The organism is Actinomyces sp. Z5 (assembly GCF_003287795.1).
GTDB lineage: Bacteria > Actinomycetota > Actinomycetes > Actinomycetales > Actinomycetaceae > Actinomyces > Actinomyces glycerinitolerans.
The window spans coordinates 23079-42526 of sequence record NZ_QMIN01000047.1 but is presented as its reverse complement, the minus strand read 5'-3'; the positions used below and the strand labels follow the sequence as shown (position 1 = coordinate 42526).

11 protein-coding genes are annotated in these 19448 nt (G+C 65.2%); 8 read left to right on the top strand and 3 right to left on the bottom strand.

Annotation, left to right across the window (positions count from 1 at the left end; all coding sequences use genetic code 11):
* The 3 genes from DRB06_RS05990 to DRB06_RS05980 form a co-directional block, all read right to left on the bottom strand.
* A partial coding sequence (locus DRB06_RS05990) for a UvrD-helicase domain-containing protein (protein ID WP_146750820.1) occupies positions 1-2224 on the bottom strand: 2224 nt, incomplete at its 3' end.
* Position 2225: 1 nt separating this feature from the next.
* A complete protein-coding gene (locus tag DRB06_RS05985; protein WP_111819387.1) occupies positions 2226-8780 on the bottom strand; it encodes a DEAD/DEAH box helicase in 6555 nt (2184 codons plus the stop codon).
* Between the two features lie 325 nt (positions 8781-9105).
* Positions 9106-12300 (bottom strand): DEAD/DEAH box helicase, encoded by a 3195-nt coding sequence (locus tag DRB06_RS05980; RefSeq protein ID WP_111819386.1) that lies wholly within the window; start codon positions 12298-12300, stop codon positions 9106-9108.
* Positions 12301-12771: 471 nt separating this feature from the next.
* Here DRB06_RS05980 and DRB06_RS16350 point away from each other — a divergent pair, with 471 nt between their 5' ends.
* From DRB06_RS16350 to DRB06_RS15785, 8 genes are all read left to right on the top strand, one after another.
* Entirely contained in the window at positions 12772-12909 is a 138-nt protein-coding gene (locus DRB06_RS16350) for a hypothetical protein (protein WP_220092981.1), read from the top strand.
* Between the two features lie 45 nt (positions 12910-12954).
* Positions 12955-13215 (top strand): type II toxin-antitoxin system Phd/YefM family antitoxin, encoded by a 261-nt coding sequence (locus DRB06_RS05975; protein ID WP_174721926.1) that lies wholly within the window; start codon positions 12955-12957, stop codon positions 13213-13215.
* Positions 13212-13475 carry a type II toxin-antitoxin system RelE/ParE family toxin gene (locus tag DRB06_RS05970; protein WP_111819385.1) on the top strand — a complete coding sequence of 88 codons (264 nt, stop codon included), beginning with the start codon at positions 13212-13214 and terminating at the stop codon, positions 13473-13475. The genes DRB06_RS05975 and DRB06_RS05970 overlap by 4 nt, the downstream gene beginning before the upstream one ends.
* 255 nt (positions 13476-13730) lie before the next feature.
* The gene (locus DRB06_RS16920; protein ID WP_111819384.1) at positions 13731-14351 is read left to right on the top strand and encodes an ImmA/IrrE family metallo-endopeptidase; all 621 of its coding nucleotides are present in this window, start codon (positions 13731-13733) and stop codon (positions 14349-14351) included.
* Positions 14338-14562, top strand: a complete 225-nt coding sequence (locus DRB06_RS05960; RefSeq protein ID WP_111819383.1) for a hypothetical protein — start codon at positions 14338-14340, stop codon at positions 14560-14562. Before DRB06_RS16920 ends, DRB06_RS05960 begins: the two co-directional genes overlap by 14 nt.
* 88 nt (positions 14563-14650) lie before the next feature.
* Positions 14651-14941, top strand: a complete 291-nt coding sequence (locus DRB06_RS05955) for a type II toxin-antitoxin system RelB/DinJ family antitoxin (protein WP_220092980.1) — start codon at positions 14651-14653, stop codon at positions 14939-14941.
* A complete protein-coding gene (locus tag DRB06_RS05950; protein ID WP_111819382.1) occupies positions 14934-15212 on the top strand; it encodes a type II toxin-antitoxin system YafQ family toxin in 279 nt (92 codons plus the stop codon). The genes DRB06_RS05955 and DRB06_RS05950 overlap by 8 nt, the downstream gene beginning before the upstream one ends.
* A 383-nt stretch (positions 15213-15595) precedes the next feature.
* Entirely contained in the window at positions 15596-19414 is a 3819-nt protein-coding gene (locus DRB06_RS15785) for a hypothetical protein (RefSeq protein WP_146750812.1), read from the top strand.
* The last annotated feature ends 34 nt before the right edge of the window (positions 19415-19448 follow it).

Sequence of the window (19448 nt, the reverse complement as noted above, 5' to 3'; positions counted from 1 at the left end):
CCGGGCGCACCTCCACGCCCCGGTGCGCCAGACCGGTGACCACGTTGTCCCGCTGGTAGCGGTCGCGCACCAGGATGGCGATGGACTCGGGAGCGCCCGCCCCCGCGGCACGGTCCTCCTCAAGCCACAGGTTCAGCAGCGCCGCGGCGTCGTCGAGTTCGGCGGCGTGGTCCTTGGCGTGCAGCAGCAGCGGCTCGGGACCGGAGCGCGGAGACACGTAGTGGTGCTGCTCGGCCTGCCCCTCCAGGTCCTCGAAGGTGCCGCGCTCCAGGATCTCGAAGGCCAGGTCGAGGTTCTGCCGGGTGGTGCGGTAGTTGCGCGTCAGCCGCCGCGAACGCCCCCGCACCTGAATGCCGTAATGTCTGAGCGTGATCTTCTTACCGTAGATCCGCTGGTGGGAGTCCTCCGCCAGGAACAGGTCGTCGGGCCCGGGCTCTACCAGCGCGCGCAGCAGTTGCAGGTGCGCGGGCGTGAGGTCCTGGGCCTCATCCACCAGCACATGCCGGTACGGCCGGGGCACTCCGTGCGCCGCCTGCGCATCCAGCCAGGCGGCGGCCAGCGCCAGCATCTCTGCGAAGGAGGCGACGCCGAGCTCGGCACTGCGGTCCCGGTACTTCTCGATCACGTTCCACACGGACGCCCGCTTGCGCCGGTCCAGCGCCACACCACGGCCCGGCCGCCGGATGCGCAGGTACTGCTGGAGGGTGGTCACGCGGTGCGGCAGCACCACCAGTTCGTACTCCGACTCCAAGAAATCCGTGGAGCGCAGGTTCTCCGGCAGGTCATCACCGGTGAGGGTCAGGGCGTCGTCCCAGAGGTTCTTCCGGGTCACGGTCAGCACGTTCGTGCGCCGCCTGCCGAGCACCTGCGCGGCGGTGTCTGCGATGGCGTCCCCGGCCCGCTGAAGAATCGCCCGGGCCACCTTGTCCAGGCCGCTGACCATCAGCCCGGGCCGCCCGACCTGTTCGGTGAAGTTGAGTGATGGATCGAGTTCCGCCACCTGGCGGCGCAGGTCGTCGGCCAGGTTGCGCGTGTAGGTGGTCAGCAGGATGCGCGGCTCCTGCCCGGCTGCGGCGTCACGCCTGGCCAGCTCGACGGTACGGTGCACGGCGACGACGGTCTTGCCCGTCCCGGCACCGCCGGAGATACGCATCGGTCCGTTCGGGCGACTGTCCACCAGCGCCCGCTGCTGGGGGTGGAGGAACACCTGCCACTGGGCGAAGGTGAGGCCGTCGATGGCGCGGCGCAGGTCCTCATCGTTCTCGATCCAGGTGAAGGAGGAGCGGGCGGCGCGCGTGCGCAGTCCCTCAATGAGCTCCGAGTCAGAGGAGCCGGCGGCCACCTGCTCCGGGCGGCGCAACTGGAAGTCGTCGCGGACGTCCTCGATTGTGGAGCCCGTGGCCAGGGCGAGCAGCGCCTCCCCCTGCCAGGGCACCTCCGCGGTGGTGGCCAGGTCCAGCAGCTGGGATTCGCGGGTGGCGGCCAGCGCCGCGGCGGCGAGCGTGACATCGATGCCGAGCTCGTCGCGCAGCACCTCGATGCTGAGGCCGTCCGGCCAAGTGGGGGCGGCATCTCTGCTGGCGACGACGACGGCGTCCGGCAGGGGCTTCGGTGCGGCATCCGGGGCGAGCGCAGTGGCGCCCCCCGTTCCGGTGGCGGCCCCGGCCCCCGTTGCCGGACCGGCCTGCGCCGCCCCCGGGGTCGGCTGCACTGGCGATCCCGACGTCGCGGCGGAAGCGGCGTCCTGACGCGCCTGCGCGTTGGCGGCCTGGAGGCGGGCGGCCTCACGCGCGATCTCCGCCGCCTCACGCTGAGCTGCATCCAGCTTGGCCTGTGCCTCCCGCCGGGCCTGCTCGACGGCGTCGGCGCCCTGTGCGATGGCGTCCTGAATCCGGGTCACCTCGGTGGTGCCATTGGCGGGGTTGATGCGGACGGTGACGGACTCGGCGATCTTGATCGCGTCGTCGTGCGGCCAGATGCCGTGGAAGACGTATACGGGCTCGGCGTCCGCATTCAGCTCGAACAGCACCGCCCGGTAGAAGCCGGTCACGCGGGCGGTGCGCACGCGCCGGTCCCGAGCATTCCGGATCGGCTCCACGTGCAGCCCGGAGCTGGTGGAGTCGCCCGCGAGCTTGTTCAGGAACGGGCCGATCTTGGCCTGCAGTGACGGATCCTTGGCGGTCGCGTCCTTGACCTTGCTGCTGGGCCAGACGATTGCGGGCATATCAGTGTTCCTTCAGGAGTGCGGAGACTTCTGCGGCGGTGGAGGCGGGATCGGCCCCGGCGACGACGGCCCTCCAGCCGGCCGCCTGCAATGCTGCCACGTCGCCTTCGAGCGGCTGGTAGACGAGGGCGACCCGCTGCGCCTTCCATGACAGCTCGGTCATGACGCCGTCGGCGGCCTCCTGTCCCTCGCCGTCGCGGGCAATGCCGGCCCGGGCCAGGTGGGGTACCAGGGCCAGGACTTCCTCGGGCATGAGCGTGGTGTCGACGGCGTCCCAGCCGAGCTCATGCATGGCTTCGGCGGAGACGCCGCTGCCGCTGACGGCGGCCTCGGCGGCGGCCCGCTCCTGCAGTTCGGTCAGGGCCAGGGAGGTGGTGGTGATGGTGACGGGTGCCTGCGCCAGGGCGAGCACATTGCTCAGTCGCAGCCAGGTGCGCCAGGAGTCGGCGTGCGCGGGTGAGGCCAGCGCGTCGGCGGAGTCGTCGAGGACGAGCGCCATGCCGGTGGTGGCGGTGCCGGTGAGCTGTATTGCCAGGGACAGGTGATCGGCCACGAACACCGAGCAGGAGGTCTGGGCGGAGGTGGTGGCCGGCTCGGGGAGTCGGCTGCCGGGGCGCAGTGCCCGCAGCGCCTCCCACAGGGGGTCATTGTTAGGGCTGGTGGCGGGCGCGTACCGCATGGCGGCGCCCCCGGCCAGGGGCAGGTGCCGGGTGGCGCCGAGGATGAGCGGGCTCCAGATGGAGTCGGCCAGGGCGCTGAGGGCCGTGCCGGTAGGACCCTGGCCGTCGGCGTCGTCCAGCAGCATGGTCACCAGCAGCTCCATGGGGCCGCCCCGCCAGGCTGTCAGGGCCTGCTCGGTGACAGCGCCCGCGCGGGCGGGGCGCGGCATCCCGGTGCGCAACTGGGCGACGGCGGGATCGTCTAGCCAGGCGGGCTCCCATGCGTCCGTCAGGTCCTCGAAGCCCAGGGAGATGACCCGGTAGCCGTGTGCGCGCAGACGGGCCCGCTTGGCGGCGTCGTCGGCGAGCCGGTTGTGGGACAGGCTGGCGTGGTAGCCGCGGCCGTCGGTGTAGACGGCGATGGGGGAGCGGCCCAGCGGCCGCTGGCAGGTGAAGTCGGGGCGGGTGCCGTGGGCGTCGAGCTGCGGGCGGATGCGCCAGCGGCCGCCGTCCAGGTCGAGCGCGGGCGCGCCGGAGAGGCTGGCCACGGTGGTCACATTCATGGTCTTGCTCAGGCGCCGGGCCAACACCGTGCGGAAGCTGGCCTCCAGGGGGCTTTCGCCGACGCCGGCGTGTACGGCCTCATCGGTGACCTTCCAGGTGGGCACGTGCGGGTCGAGGTCGGCGAACAGTTCCTCCTCATCCATGCCCAGCAGCTGCCGCAGCGCGTGCAGTGCGGCCACGCGGGTCACCCCGGCGGATGTCGCGTGGGGCTGCAGGCAGCGGTGGCACATGGCGGTTTCCTCGCCGCGGCACGGGCAGTCCTCCAGGTGCCGGCCGGTGGTGACGATCAGCTCCCACAGTCGTTCGGGGCTGTCGAAGTCGGTCAGGTAGCCGGTGCCGCCGGGGACCGCGTCGTGCAGTAGCAGGGCGGGTCGGGTCTCCCCGGCCTCGCCGTCGGCCACGGGGTAGGGGACGGCGGTGATCTCCAGGTGGTCGGGGGCGCCGCCGGTCAGCAGTTCCAGGCCGAGCAGGATCGCGGAGGCCAGGGAGCCCAGGCCCTCCTGGTAGCCGACCAGCCCCACGGGGAGCACTAGGGCGATGGCCTCGGTGGTCAGTTCCCGCATCAGGTCCACCTGGATCACGTGCTCTTTGGGGTCGGTGCGGTGCTCGCACCAGGGCCGGTGCTCGGAGGGGCTGGAGGCGCCGGTGTCCGTGTCGAGTTTGCCGCAGGCCTCGCACAGGCGGAAGTCACGGGAGGAGACCGGCAGGGAGGCGACCTGGTCCACCGCCTGCCCCGCCAAGGCCCGCCCGGTGTTGAGCCAGCGCAGGGCCAGGCCGCGGTAGCGGACCAGCCCGAAGCCGGAGGCGTTCACGCTCCACTCGCGCTCGACCCGCTCCGGGTTGAAGTCGGCCAGGGGCAGCACCTCGAAGCCGGTGCGGATGCGGTCCTCGCTGCCGTCCCCGATGCGGGCGTCGTCCTTGGAGACGTCGGCGAAGACCCGGTTCAGGCGCAGCACGCGGCGGGCGCGCCCCACATCGGCGATGGCGGTGTCATGGCAGCGGGGGCACTGCGTGGGGGCAGCGGGTAGATCCTCCTGCGGGGGCCGGACGTCCACGTAACCGCAGGCCTGGCAGCACAGCCACCACTGCGCCTGCCCACTCAGCCCGGAGGCGTCAACGCCCTGAATACCCATCTCCATGCCGTGGGTGTAGAAGGTGGCGCCGGGCGCGAACTCGCTCAGGGCGTGAACGGAGGGCCGGTCGATGTCGTAGGGCTCGGAGTGGAACTCGTCGGTCTCCGGATTGCGCCAGGACACCCGGGCAGACAGGCGCACCATGTCATCGATCAGGGCGTAGTTGGGCAGCACCCCGTGCCGTTCCAGGGCGGAGACCCAGTGCTCCTGCTCCAGGTCCAGCAGGCGGGCCTCGACGGCGCGCCGGGTGCCCTCGGCGGCGCGCAGGGCCCGTCGGTCCTCCTCAGTGGGGTTGGGCCGGAGCGTGGCGGCCTGCAACTCGGGCAGGGCGTCCTTGACCTGCTTGTGCTGGCGGCGCAGCTGCTCGGCCTCGGTCCGGTGCTCGGCCACGGCCCGCTGCAGCATATCCCGGGGGCCGGCGCCGTCGTCGTGCCGGATCCAGGTTTCCAGACGGGTCAGTGCCGGGGTGCGGTCGGCGAAGGTGGCGGCGAAGGTGCGTGCCAGGATCGCCCCATCGCGGGAGATCCGCTCGCATACGGCGCCTATGAAGGAGTCGTCGTTGGCGCTAAGGGCGGTGCGGGCGTTGCCGCTCCCGTGCCCGGCGGAGGGCACGGCGGGGTGGTTCTCCCGGGTGAGCACGTCAATGACGTAGGCGATGAACTGGCGGCGCAGGATCTCCTCCGCCCCCAGGTAGGTGGATGGCAGCCTGACCGAGCCGTCCAGCAGGTTGGCGGGGTCCTTGAGCAGAGCCAGCTGCTCGCGCCTGCCGGGCACGTACGCCAGTGCCAGGGCGGAGCCGTTGCGTCTGCCTGCACGCCCGACCCGCTGCACGTAGGAGGCGACCGTATCCGGCAGGGAGCCGAGTATGACGGTGGACAGGTCCCCGATGTCGATACCCATCTCCAGGGTGGGGGTGGCCACCAGCACGTTGGGGTCGCCGGGCCGCTGCACGGGGCGTTTGAAGCCGGCCTCCACGGCGGCGCGCTCATCGGCGTCCAGCAGGGAGGTGTGCTCGTGGGCGTCCACGCGCCGCACATGCGCACCGGCGTACATGTCCCGGTAGAAGCTGTCCGCCTGGTGCGCTCGGGCCGCAAGGGTGCCGGGGCAGTCGGCGGTCAGGCAGTGGGCGCCGTCGAGCTGGTCCACGGTGGCGACGGCGGCCGGCAGCTGGCTGCGGCAGGTGTCGCACACCAGGAGCAGCTCCTCCCCGGTGGCGTCGTGCAGCGGGGAGACGATGACGCGCTCGGCGGGGATGCCGTAGACGGTGCCGCCGGTGTCGGTTGTGGTGGCGGAAATAATCTCCGCCTTCGCCAGGTCTGCCAGCAGGGCGCGGGCGAGCCGGGCGGCGTGCGTGGGGGTGACGTGCAGGCATTTGCGGGTCCAGGTGGCGTACCAGGAGCGTGGGGAGCCGACCGGCACGAAGGCGGAGCGGCGCGTGTCCAGGCTGCCGCCGACCTCCGGGAAGGCGGGCGCGCTGCGGCCTGCGGGGAAGGCGGGCTGCCCCTGGCGCCGGTTGCGCTTGTACCAGATCCACAGGCGCTTGCCGTCGTCGCGCTTGTAGCGGGTCAGCCATTCGTGGTCGATGGCGCCGTCCCGGCGCATGTGCTCCAGCGTGCCACGCACCCAGGCGAGCAGGTCCCTATCGGAGACGTCGTCGAATCCGGGCAGGGCCGACTGCTCGCCACCCTCACCGAGGGCCGCGCGGGCCAGGCGGGTCAGGGCGCCGGCGCGTCCGGCGGACACGTGCACGGTGACGGAGCCGGTGGCCTCCAGGGTGCGCCCGTAGGTGGACTGGAGGCCGACCTCCAGGGCGATGTCGAACAGAAGCCGACGCCGCACATAGTCCTGGGCGGTGCGCCGCCTGCGGGCGGTGGCCTCCGAGTCCCAGTAGGGCTTGAAGCGCTCATGCTCGACCAGGGCGGAGGGGACCAGGCGGTAGCGGTCGAAGGCGCTGGCTCTGGCGGCGTCGAGGGCGGCGTCCGCCCAGGCGTCGATCGGCATGTCCGCCCGCAGGGCGCCGCGCAGGGCGGAGCGCAGGCTCATGGTGTGGGAGCGCTGGTCCACGAATCCGGCCCGGTGGGCGGCGTCCTGCACGGAGTCGGTGAAGATCAGGGCGCGCTTCTCGGCGTCGTCGAGGGCGTCGTCGCCGAACAGCGTGGTCAGGGAGACGGACAGGAGGGTGGCGACGGCGGAGCCGAGGAAGCGGATGGAGTCGGTGGCGCCGCAGGAAGGGCACACGTCGCGGACGGAGCCGTCGGCGACGGCGCGCTCGTCCCCGGTCAGGGTGAGCACGGGCAGGAAGCGGCCCTCCCGGGTTTCCAGGTCGGCCTCCTGCGGCGGGCGGGTGAGTAGCTCGCGGCCGTCCACGGAGTACCAGCGCAGCCCGGGGTGGCGGGCCTCGGGGCTGGGGTCGCCGGCGTCGAGCCGGGCGCGGTAGTCGGTCTCCTCCCCGGGGGCGTGCAGGAGGGCGCGGAAGCGCGGGTCCCCCAGCAGGTGGTCGCGGCGGACGGTGGACTGGTCGTGCTTCTCGCCCTGCCCGGTGGGGGCCAGGACAATGCCCCATCCGGAGCGGCCGCAGGAACGGCAGTACACGGCGGGGCGGGCATCCGGGCGCTCGTCCTCCTCGGTGTGGGCGGGGGCGTCGTCGGACCACCTGAAGGCGGGGCGGGCGTCCAGGGCCCGGTCGATGCGGGTGACCTCCCGAATCCACATGGTGACTTCGACGCCGACGGCGCCGCGGTCCGGGTTGCCGTCCAGCCCGGCGCGGATGGTGGACAGCGCCGCAAGGATGGTGGCCAGGGCCAGGCGGGCGGTCTCCGGATCGGCGGCGGGTCCGAACAGGCGGTAGGCGAGGTTGCTCAGGGCGGTGGCGTGCTCGGCGGCGCGGATCAGTTCCACCACGTCGGGGTGGGAGTGCAGGGCGGCCGCGAGGACCGGGGCGTCGGGGAGCGCCTCGGTTGGGTCGACCGGATCGGCCGGGTCGACCGGATCGGCAGCGGCGGTCGGGGGTGAGTCGGGGGCCGCCAGGGCGGCGTCGTCGGGGGTGCCGACGGCGTCGGGACGCCGATACAGGGCGGCGACGACGTGGGCGAGCAGGTCGGCGGGGTCGGGGGAGCCGGCAAGGGCGAGGCCGGCGAGGGCCTGGAGGGCAGGCGCGGTGAGGTTGCGCAGGTGGATCGGGGTGCCGAGCGCACCGGCGGGAACAGCGGCGCGGCGGGAGGCGGCCCACTGCTCCAGGTCGGCGCGGGTCTCCAGGACGACGGCGTCGGCGGGCATGTCCACCCCGAACACGTCGCGGGCGAAGGCGAGCATGCGGGAGGGGTCGCCGCCGTCGCCGAGGGTGGCGGAGGTGGCCACGGGGCAGACGGGCCCGAGCGGGGAGGTGTCGAAGGCCTGGCGGCGCGGGTCGTCGTCGGGCAGCAGGTCGCGCAGGGCCAGGCCGAGGCGGCGCAGCAGCATGGCCACGTCGGTGCCCTGGGCGCCGTCGTAGGTGTGGAACTCGTCCAGCACCAGGTAGGTGAGGGACGCGGCGGAGGCCCGCCACAGCTCGCGGTCCTCGGGGCGCAGCAGGAGCTGGTCGAGCATCTTGTAGTTGGTCAGCAGAATGTCCGGCGGGGACTGGCGCAACTGGTGGCGGTCGGTGATGAGGGAGTCGGCGGTGACGCGGCTGTGGTCCTGGGCGGTGTCACCGGTGTAGAGGCCTGCGGTGACGCCGGCCAGGGCCGGGTCGGTGGCGAGCAGGTGGGCGAGGCGGGCGGCCTGGTCAGCGGCCAGGGCGTTCATCGGGTAGAGGATGAGGGCCTTGATGCCGGTGATGCCCTGTGCGCGGGCGCGCAGCACGTGGTCGAGGACGGGGTGGAGGAAGGCCTCGGTCTTGCCGGAGCCGGTGCCGGTGGTGACGATGGTCGGCTCGGGGCGGTGGCCATCTTTGGTGGTGAGGCGGCGGTAGGCGTCGGCCTGGTGCCGGTAGGGGGCGAGGCCGGGGTCCCAGTCGAGGGCGTCGGAGCGGGCGCTCGCGGGCAGGTAGGGCAGGCGCAGCCGCACGTAGGGGCCCACGAAGATGCCCTGTTCGGGGTCCTGGAGGAAGTCGGCGAGGGCCCGCCGCGGCTCCGCGTCCGTGAGTGCGAAGTTGGTGGAGAGGTAGTCGACGATGGAGCGGCGGATGCGTTCGGCCTGGGGGCTGGGCAGCAGGAGGGACATGGGTCAGCCTCGCGGGCCGTAGGGGCGGGGGAGGGGACGAAGGGGACTGAGCCCGGCGGTGGGGGTGAGGGTGAGCTTGGCGGTGGGGGTGAGGCGGCGCGCCCGGCACGGGGCGGTAGGACGCGGACGACGGGCCCGGTGGGAGATGCGGCTCACAGGGGCGAGGGTACCGCAGGGACGGTGATGATCTTGGGAAAATCGGTTAGCTCGGTCTTGCGGGAACTTTGCCGGAAGAACCTGAACAACCGCCCCTGGCCCACTCTGGGCTCATGACAGGAACGGTACGCGTAAGTATGTGGGAGATATCGGTGGCACAGACGTTCGTTCAGGCTGATCCGTAGACCTCGAAGCCGCCCTTTGTCACCGTCTGTACGTAGGACGCGGCACCTGCAATCAGACGTAGCTGTTCATCACTCGCTGAACCAATACTCATGCCGGGTTGCGCGATGATCGTTGTGAACCGAGGAAGCAGAGTAGGCGCTTTCTGCCTGATCATGTGCAGTGTCTTACGGTCGCCTATCTCAAATGGGGAATGTTTGAAGGTCTTTATGTAATTAGTAGTTCGGCGGGCGAGATGATCGAGAAGCGGCGAGGCTGCCATGTCTCGCCATCGTGCGCCCCGCATCGCTTGACCGCAGACTTCATAAAGATCTGCAAGGCGGGCCCCGGGCGCAGGTTGTGACGAATACTTGCAGTGTACGAGAGTGACGTGCAGGTCGCCGGCCTCAACCCTGAGCCCGACTAGGTCGGCTGCTTCGCCGGACCTATCGTCGTCAATGAGAACGTCGAAGGTTCGGTTGTCCATTAGGTAGCGTGCCATGAATGCTTGAATCGAGTCTTTACGCCGGTCTGGGCCTTGCGATTCGACCTTAATATCCACGCCGTTCTCGGCCCACTTGAGTGGTCGCAATTTATCGCGCGGATATGGTGGTAGCTCGGACCGTGATTCCAATAACCGGTCATCGCTGGTGATTAGCCGGTCGCCAGCTAGTAGAAGAGTGGGCTTATGGTCGTTCAGCCACTTAGACAACGGAACTTCCTGCCTGTGTCCACCTTCCACGATAGCTTCGTCTTCCACGGCACGATAATGAACGCCTGAAGCGCCGAAACGCCCCTCATACTTAAGGTTCCATGATGGCGTGACTACGGAGAAACGAAGCGGCCCCTCCACTCCATAATCGTCGACCTTAAGTTCGGCATCGGTTAAAAAGACGTCGCGCTTATTGTAAACAATTCGGGGTATGGTCTCAGTTCCGAGATAAAGGCTCCAGGGCCATTCGATCGCAAGGCACGGATAAGGTGGGCGTTCCTTGACGTCTATAGGGATGATCATGTCGCGGAACAGGGAGTGGACGTCAATGGTTGAGTCCCGGAGTTTTCTGCCTTGTTCATGGCACCACCATCGCCATTCGGCGAGATTTGACGCGGTCCGTGTTGACCAGAAACGTCCCGACAACGCTGCTGCAATAGTAACGCGTTCCCCTTCTTGAAATGCCTTAGCTGCTACATGGGTGTTGGCTTTGTGGGAGCGTTCGGCTTCGGTGAGCGCGGTCTCGACGTCGCTGCCCACGTGCATGGAGAATCGTTTGTCGCGGTCTCTGACATCAAGGAGTCCTATGTTCGTCGGTATAAGACGGTCGAGGTTGGAGAAGACCTTGAAAGCGTCGTAACCTTTGACAGGAATTGCCTCGTGGCCGAGTATCGCCTTGACCAGGTCGTCCAGGGCACGTCTTGTATCGGAGCAATGGACATAGAGCAGCCCCAGTGCTCGGTCCAGAAAGAGCGCAATCAGCGTATAGTCAGTGGTCCGTAAGGACGGGATTCTCCCCCACCGGAGGTCTGAGACGTTCTCGATCACGAACCATGCCATAGTATTCTCGCGGTTGACGCTGATCGTATCGTCCAAGATCGCGTCGCCGTAGACGTCGCGTGCGGCGAATGGATCCCAGTCATCTGTTGTCGTCGCAAAGGCGCGAGCGCTCATTTTCGGCTGGAGGAGGCCAACTGGTACCTCGGGCGGGTTATCGACGAATGACGCCTCGAACCTACTGACCTCATCGGCGCGTTCTGTTGCTCGCTCCGTGGTGTCGCTGAGTACCTTGTCCCAATCGGGGTCCTCACGCAGGAGGGACCGTAGCGGCGAGAGTGCATGCCTCGGTTCCTGCCGAATGAAGACGCTAGCTTTGCCGATTGGGACCGGGGCGGAAGTGCGAGCGAGTCGCCCGATGAGCTGGACCATAGGGCTGAGAGACTGGTGTGTGTCATGAAATGCTCCGACTTTGAGCGTGGGAAGGTCAAAACCTTCTCCGAGCATGTCGACACAGACAATAACCCGACTCAATCGATCCCGCATAGCTTGGACTGCTGCGTCCCGTTCGGCAGCAGGTAGCGAATCGTAGATAACCTTAGGATGGAGATCAGGGGCGAGGCTGGAGTACAGTGCATGGACCTCGTCGGCTCGCTGTTTCGTTCCGACTCTGGCCAACAGTAGGTGCTCATAGCCAGCTCGTAAATCGTCGCGAAGCCTGGCTAAGGCGGCGTTTGCGAGTGCTTCGTCGTCGCCATCAAGATCGAGAACTGCAGTAAAATCGATTTTGCTGAAGTATCCTTCACGCTGTGCCTCCCGGAGAGGGAATCTATAGATGACGCGTCCGGGCAGCGTTCGCCCATCGCGCCGGTAAGGAGTTGCGGTGAATAGCAGTACCGGACGCTCGTCGAAGGTATGGATAATCTCCGCCCATGTTCGCGCGCACGCGTGGTGTGCCTCGTCGACCAGGAGGTGGGTGAAGCCGGAGAAGAATGACGCGCGAACGGAGGGTGTCGATGCGCGGATGGCGCTTGGAGTTGCGACAACGACGTTGCAGGCGGCTACGAAACTTGTGGCCGCCTCTTCACTTTCGAATCGTCCCGCAACACGCCCGACCCGCGGCCTCAGCGCGGTAGCTCGGACGATTTCCTCTCGTTGGAGAATTCCTAGAGTTTCGAACTTCGATGCGATCTGGTCTCGCAGGGCGGAGGAAGGGACCACTACAAGTACGTGTTCCGGGCGCTGTGCGACCAGCCACGCGAGCATCGTTTCGGTCTTACCTGTTCCTGTAGGCATGACCACGATCCCGGGTTCGGTCATGCCGGAAGATTGGTAGCCAATAATCGAATGTAATGCACCGATCTGCGGGCGGCGGAGACTGTGTGGGCGGCTGTGTGGCGTGAACCCGATCGCTCCGTCGAAGGAGTTGCGAACGGCTTCTGTAGGTGTTGGCTCCCGCTGCCCGACCCAAGTGACTGTGGTGTCGGTGACGCCATCGGCGGGAATTAAGGCCCGGAGTTCGCCGTCTGCTGGAGTGACGTAATCGGGTGCTGTGGGCCACTCGCCGTAACGGCTGCGAATGCGCGGAGGCACTTCATTTGTCAGTTCAAGTCCGTCATGTGCCGGAACGAGCAGCTGTCGGATCATGTTCTTGCCGACGGTGCTCACCTGTGCCCAGACCTCATCGGTTCTCAAAGAAACTGTAGCGGTCATGACTCGCTTCGTAGCTCTCGCATCGGTTGTTCGTCGGGAGGAGTGAAGATGGCCGGTGGTTCCTGGAATACTGCGGGTTGTCGATGATCTTGCTGTTCTGGGTGAGAGACACCTTCAAGGTGAATGCTACAGCATGCGTGTATCCGGACGTGGGGGTGCAGGTGGGGCGCGTGGCGCCGGTGTGTGTGGCCGGTGTGGTACTGCTGGGAGAGACGGCGCTTGCTGTGGGTGTATGGGTGGGGCCTTGATCCGGCGTTGGTGCTGTGGTGCGGAGATGGGGCTGTGCATGATCCGGGTGAGACCGCTTGCGATCTGGCGCTGAGTGTGGCTGGGGGCGGGGACTGCTAGTCGGACTTGGTCCGGTTCTGATGCGAGCTGGCGGCGCTCGGGCGGGTTGCATCGCATCCGGCGGAAACACGCTGGAGTAGGACATTGAGGCGGTTCAGGAGGCGATTATGAAGGCGCGCTCGAGTGCGGGAGCTGGTAGGCCGCTATGCGCTGGATGCCTTCATCAGTGCTGGAGGGGTCGGGTGGTTGACATGGAGTCACCTGGCCGACGCGCACTACGAGAAGCGGTACCAGGGGCGCATGGGCGGGGACCAGCGTTGATGAGCAAGATGTACATTTTGAGCGTTATTGCGCATACTGGTCATCATGACCGAGATCAGTGTCTCCGCCGCGCGCAGCAGGCTCGCCGACGTCATTGATGACGCCCGCGTGCACCATGCACCTGTCTTCCTCACCCGCAGGGGCCGTCGCGTTGCGGCGGTCATCGATGCGGAGGACCTTGAGCGCCTGACCGAGGCGGCGGAGGACCTTGAGGACATCAAGGCGGCCGAAGCGGCTCGTGCGGAGGTCGCCGAGCACGGCACCATTCCCTGGGATGAGGTCAAGGCGGACCTCGGGCTGGCATGACATACCGGATCGAGTTCAGCCCCGCCGCCGCGCGCCAGCTGCGCAAGCTGGATGGCCGAGCCCGGCTCCGGGTTCAGGCGGTGGTTGAGCTGCTGGCACAAGAGCCCCGCCCCTCTGGCGCGAAGAAGCTCGTCGGAGGGCGGGGCGAGTGGCGCGTGCGCACCGGCGACTACCGCATCGTCTACGACATCGACGACGGTGTGCTGCTGGTTCTGGTCCTCGCCGTCGGGCACCGCCGCGAGGTCTACCGGCGCAGGTAACGAGTAGTCGTAGGTGTTATGGCTCGAGAGCGCGCTGTGCGGCTTGCCGCTGCCCCGTGTGTCGGTGGGCAAGGGGCCTGGGGCATGCGGTGTCACAATTGATGACAAACGGACTCGGCGGCGTTGGCCTCGTCGGACGAATCGCCGGAATCATGCGGGTGCCGTACTGGCTCTTGAGGGCTGTCGGTGGTGTTTGTCATCGATTTTGACACCGTACCCCTCGGGCGCGGCTGACGCTCGGACCGCCGTCGGTAGATGGCGCATGCGACGGCTCGTCACCCGGACTGCCCCTACGTGGTGTCTGGGTTTGAGTCGAGCTGTGGCGCCTACGAACTCGGCCATCTCGTAATTCACTCCCAGCGCCAGGACGAAGACGTCGAGACACAGGCCAACGCCTTCGCCGCCGAGTTCCTGATGCCTGAGCACGTCATACGTCCCCAGTTGCGTGCGCTCACCCTCGGCGCCGTCAGTGCACAGGAGCGTCAGGACTTCTATAAGCGACTCTCGCGTCGCGGGTGGCGCAAGCAAGAGCCCGGCGGCGACATGTTGCCGCCAGAGACGCCCCGCCTGGCAGCGAGCGTCGGGAAGGCCCTTGCGGACGCCGGGCTCACCGACGCCGAAATCCGCGAACTTGTCGGCGTCGCACCCGGCAGACCCTTGCCCTTCATCCCCGAGCCGCGTGGCCTGCACTTGGTCGCATGGCCGGTTGGCATTTCAGACCCGGCAGACTGGCATGCAACTGCCTGGGCTGGTGTTTGCCGCCGGGCTCTTCGGTCAACGTTGCTACTCTCACAGGTGAGACCAGCCCTCGCGCTGTCATGCCATGGCCGCGTGTATGGGGTTTCCAGGGGAGGACTGAGCCATGAGGACTGTTGAAGAGATGCTGGACGAGGTCGAGACCGCCAATGGTGGCGAGGGACCAACCCCTCTGGTGACGGTCGACGATCCTGCTCTCGCGCGTATCGCGGTCGCGCAGGTGCGTGCGCGCGCTGCCGAGCACGCGCTAGATGAGTCCGTGATGGCGGCGCGTGAGGCCGGCCGGTCGTGGCAGGCGATCGGCGACGTACTCGGCATGGCCTGCGATTGAGCGAACAAACGGTTCCACGCTGTCCGGCTTCTGCTAGACAGCGTAGGTCGGGTGCCAGCTCTTGGCGCACTTCTCACGGATGAGTACCATGGCAGCACAACAGGCTCACAAGCGGAGGGGAATGGTGGAGCTCGACACCCGTATTCAGGTCCGTACCAACAGCCAGCTCAAGGAGCAGGCCACGAGGACTCTTGACCGGATGGGCATCGACATGCCCACTGCGATCAACATGTTCCTCAGCCAGATCGTCCACGACCAGAGGCTGCCCTTCCAGCCGAGTCTCACCCCCTACGCCGATGCGATCCGCGAGGCCGAGGCGGAACCGGCTATCAGGGTCCGAGACGTCGACGAGTTGATGGACCTCATCGACCGTGCGTGAACGTGAGATCGCATATCGTCCGGCCTTCCTACGCGACGTGAAACGGCTCAAACGCAAGCACAACAACATGGACGCGCTCAAGATCGCGATCCAGGCAGTCGCGCAACGGCGCACCGACTGGCTTAAGCGGCATCGCGACCACCAGCTCACGGGCAACCTTGCGGCCTACCGTGAACTACACATCGCGGCCGACTGGCTACTCCTGTACTCCATTGATGCCAACGGGACTCTCATACTGGCGCGCACCGGCAGTCACGACGAACTCCTTTGACGCAGCCCCCCAAGGGTTCTGGAGGGCCTGGGTACCTCGCTCGCTCCAGGTCACAACGGGCAAGAGCTCGTGTCGGTAGGCGCGGCTTGGTCGCGAGAGCCACAAGGCTTCGATATCACCGGGTCGCCGGTCCGCGGCCCTACCCCTAAGCGCATTCGTGCGCTCGCAGTCAATGAGTCGGCGATCGCAGTGCATGAGGCTAGTCGCCGTGGCTAGCGCGAAACCTGTGCTCGGCATGATGTACCGAGAAGCGTGCAACCGGTTCCACGCTGCGTGAGGAGCGTATTCTACGCCGTCGGCGGTTGAAGAAGCTGATGGGAGTCGATAGGTAACCGTAACTACTACGGCGTTTGGTGTCGTAAGGCGGGGGTTACGATGCCCCAATGGGAAGCGGGCGAATTGTGACTCCAGGTGACCAAGCAGTCTCTCCGGCACTCCAGCTGGGCAGTCCTGAGCTGGTTACCGCGATCGAGATCGATCAGTGGTCTGGAAGGCTAGACGCAAAAGAGACCTTCCCCGAGCTAATGCGCAGGCTTCTCGAACAGACTTCGGGAATTACGAATCTGGAAGTACGTGCGCACGAAGGGGTTGCCGCACCCGGCTGGGACGCGACTGCGGATTCGGCCGGAAGCACATATCTGCCTGCAGGCAAGCTTTGCTTCGAATTCGGCACAAGTAAGAGCGTAAAGGCAAAGGCTGACAATGACTACCAAAAGCGCATCGATGCGCCGCCAGGCGAGCTCTCCAGCCGAGTATTTGTATTCGCGACGCCTAGAAACTGGTCGAATGCACAGAAGTGGGCAGAAAAACGTCGGGCGGAACGAAAGTTCGCTGACGTAAAGGTCATCGACGCGCACACGTTAGAAGGGTGGCTGCAGGCGACGCCGCCAGTGCACTATTGGTTGTCGGAGCGCCTCGGCAGGAAACTGCACGCTCAGACGTTACAAGCATGGTGGGAATGCTTTCAGCCTCATATGAAGATAGGCGACGAAAGGGCGATAGATGTTCCACCATGTTTCTTTCGCGCTGGTCGTGACGAGCAGGCACAAAAACTTGTTGCTGAACTCAAGAGCGAGCACTCCGAAGAATCGCTGTCAGTGTCATCCGTTGCCGCCAATGACGTCTTGGCGTTCGTTTATGCAAGTTTGGTGGAAGAACGAGCTCTGTTAGAGCGAGCTTTTGTCGTTGATAGCGCGGACGCTTGGGCACGGCTGACGGAAGATAATACCCCGACGCTGTTGATTCCGCAATTCGCTAATCCGGACGTGACGAGAGCCTTGAAGAGGGGTCATCGGGTATTAGAGGCAATCGATGCTACCGCGTATAGTAGGGGCGACGCAACTGTCGCCCTAAATAAGGTGGGGCGAGCCGAAGCTTCTGCAATACTACGTGACGCAGGATTCGACATTCATCAGGCCGAACGAATGGCGGCGTTAGCCCGAAGGAGTATGACCGCATTCTTTCGTTTCGGTTCCCCGAACAAAAAACAAGATAAACCAACGTGGTTCTATAACACCGAGACACTGACATTGCTTCAGCCGCTCGTACTCGTAGGTGCGTGGCAAGACGACGATACAGGGGACAAGGAGTTGATCGAAGAACTCGTTGGCGAGTCCATGAAATACATACGAAGTCGGCTGGAGTTACTCAATGAAGAGAGCGATCCGCTTTTCGTTTATTCGGCTTCTGTATGGCGTTTAGCTGATCCGGTTGGCGCAGCGCGGCTATTGCTACATGACGATGGGATTGAGCCAGATCCGGAGACCGTCAATCGATGGAAGTCTTTGGTACCTAAGGTTCTCCTCGCAGGCGATCCGTACACGGGTATGAAGGCGGGTGAGCGACTAGTGGCTCAGGTGAACGGACTGAGACCGAGTTGTTCAGATGTGCTCCGGGAGCATGTTGCCGAGGGCTTAGTACTGGCTGCGGTATCGTCGAGTGCCTTGGAGTTGCAGGTCAAAGGATTAGTGCGGCAATTACTTTCCGCGGCTTTCGATGATCCTACCGGAGGTATTCTGGTTGATGTCGCTCCGGCTATTCCCTTGCTCGCTGAAGCCGCGCCGGACGAATTCTTAGCAGCGGTGTCCAATGACATCGATAGTGAGAATCCGGTCGTCTCGGCTCTGTTCCGCGAGGATATCGCAGATGAATCCCTCTTTGGGTCTTCCTCCCGACATCATCATCTGCAGTCGGCGCTCGAGCGTCTCTGTTGGTCCAATGAGTATTTCGGTTCTGCTGGGATGATTTTGGCAGGTCTAGCGTCGTTCGACCGAAGCGGCGCCCATGGTGGGGGGCCGCTAGAAAGCCTGTATAAGGTGACTGCGGGGTGGTGTGTTCAAAGCGATGCGAGCGTTGATGACAAGATCGAGGTGGTTCGTGCGGTACTAGATCGGTATCCCGAAGTCGGATGGCGCCTCGGCCAAGAGTTACTGCGGCCGGAGCGGTCGATTTTGGTCAGCGCGAGCGGGCCTCTTTATCGGGATTGGGAACTGCCGCAAGCGGATGTTTCATATGGTGAGTTCTCCCAATATACTCAAAATGTCCTGGGCCTTGTTGTGAAGGCCGCGGACAGTGAGGCTGACCGCTGGTGCGAGCTGGTCAGCCTGACCCATCATCTTTCAGGTGAAGGCAGAACTGAGCTCGTTCAAGCGATCTTGAATGCCGTTCAATCTGCGGCGTGTTCGTGGAATGATAATGAACGGTATTCTGTATGGTGTGCTTTGAAGGCGGAAATCAGCGCGTACGAAGCGCATCGTTCTGCTAGCTGGGCGGCGTCAGGCTCCGTCTTGGAAACTTTACGCCAAGCCGCTGAGTTGCTCAATAACCCTGACGACCCCCGGCAGTACGCCCATTTGTTCGGGTGGAGCATAGACCTGAAGGTCAATGGTCTACGTTGGGACGATGAGGGCTACGACGCCGCGTTGGAGGCAGAGCAGCAGAAAGCTGTTGACAGGCTGGTCAGCCAGGGAGGGGATGCTGTTCGAATACTCGCTGTGCACGCTGAGAGACCAGAGGTTGTCGGTACACTGTTGGCGCGCACCGGTTCCTTGAATGCGGTGGAAGTTGTTTCGTGGCTACGGGAGAAGGGGCAGGCGGAACTTAGGCGTGCGGTATGCGCATACGTATCTGATGCCGCGAGAGAACGAGGTGTGGAATGGGTGAAAGATGTTTTTGAGAAGTTTTCCCAGGACTCTGATATTCAGGTGATTCTGATGGAGGCGATTCCGATGGAGATGCGCTTCTGGAGTTGGGTAGGCACACTTGACGGTAAGTTGGTTTCGGACTATTGGCATAGGGCTGACTGTCGAACGATCCCTGTCGGGGAACGTGAGGCGGCTGTGGAAGTGCTTATAGGATACGGTGCTGCATGGCGCGCGCTCGAAGTCGTTGAACTGTTGTTGTATGACAAGAACAAGCTTGATGTTACGACGGTAAAGAAGGTGCTAGCTGCATGCCTGACAACATCGGATGCTCACAGCGCACAGCATCATAGCTGGGCGGTGTCGAGACTCTTGAAGTGGATTGAGAGCACAGCACCGGATGACTCTGATTTGCCTCTGCTAGAGTTCTACTTTTTCGACTTTGTCGGCGGTCACGATCCGTCTAATGCGCTGTACGGCGCTCTTGGCGCGCATCCCGAAGAGTTCGTTGCGGTTGTAAAAGCCGCTTACGGTAAGAACTCCGAGGAAGTAGGAGAGCCGTCGCGATCCGTGGCGTGCCAACGATTGGCTTGGAGCGTTCTCTGGAATTGGTCGGCGCTTCCTGGATTGCGCGCGGATGGTTCGATTGATGCTACCCATCTAAGGGGGTGGGTTAGGGAATGCCGTAAACGTTTTGAGGATTACGGTCTTGGTGCGCTGGGTGATCATGCGTTAGGTGAGGTGTTGGCTACCAGTCCAGACGGGGATGACGGAAAATGGCCGACAGAGGTGGTGCGTGGTATCGTCGAAGATCTCAAGAGTTTAGATCTTGAGGCAGGGCTGGTGACAGGACGGTGCAACCAGGGTGGCGCATCGGTTCGGGGCGCGTATGACGGTGGAAGGTGGGAGCGTCGCTCTGCGGCGAGATATCGGCAAGCGGTGAAACACTTGCAACTTCAGTGGCCAAGGACAGCGAATGTCTTGCGGCAGATTGCCTACGACTATGAGGTAACTGGCCGTCATTTAGACGAGCTTGACGAGAGAAGGGCGGATGAAGGCTGACGGTTTGCGTGTGAACGAATTTAGTCATTTCCGC

Bases quoted from the DNA above. Each gene is read 5' to 3' on its own strand.
- DRB06_RS05985 (WP_111819387.1), bottom strand. From the start codon at position 8,780: ATGTCCCTCCTGCTGCCCAGCCCCCAGGCCGAACGCATCCGCCGCTCC.
- DRB06_RS15785 (WP_146750812.1), top strand. From the start codon at position 15,596: ATGGGAAGCGGGCGAATTGTGACTCCAGGTGACCAAGCAGTCTCTCCG.
- DRB06_RS16920 (WP_111819384.1), top strand. From the start codon at position 13,731: ATGGCGCATGCGACGGCTCGTCACCCGGACTGCCCCTACGTGGTGTCT.
- DRB06_RS05955 (WP_220092980.1), top strand. From the start codon at position 14,651: ATGGCAGCACAACAGGCTCACAAGCGGAGGGGAATGGTGGAGCTCGAC.
- DRB06_RS05960 (WP_111819383.1), top strand. From the start codon at position 14,338: ATGAGGACTGTTGAAGAGATGCTGGACGAGGTCGAGACCGCCAATGGT.
- DRB06_RS05970 (WP_111819385.1), top strand. From the start codon at position 13,212: ATGACATACCGGATCGAGTTCAGCCCCGCCGCCGCGCGCCAGCTGCGC.
- DRB06_RS05980 (WP_111819386.1), bottom strand. From the start codon at position 12,300: ATGACCGCTACAGTTTCTTTGAGAACCGATGAGGTCTGGGCACAGGTG.
- DRB06_RS05975 (WP_174721926.1), top strand. From the start codon at position 12,955: ATGACCGAGATCAGTGTCTCCGCCGCGCGCAGCAGGCTCGCCGACGTC.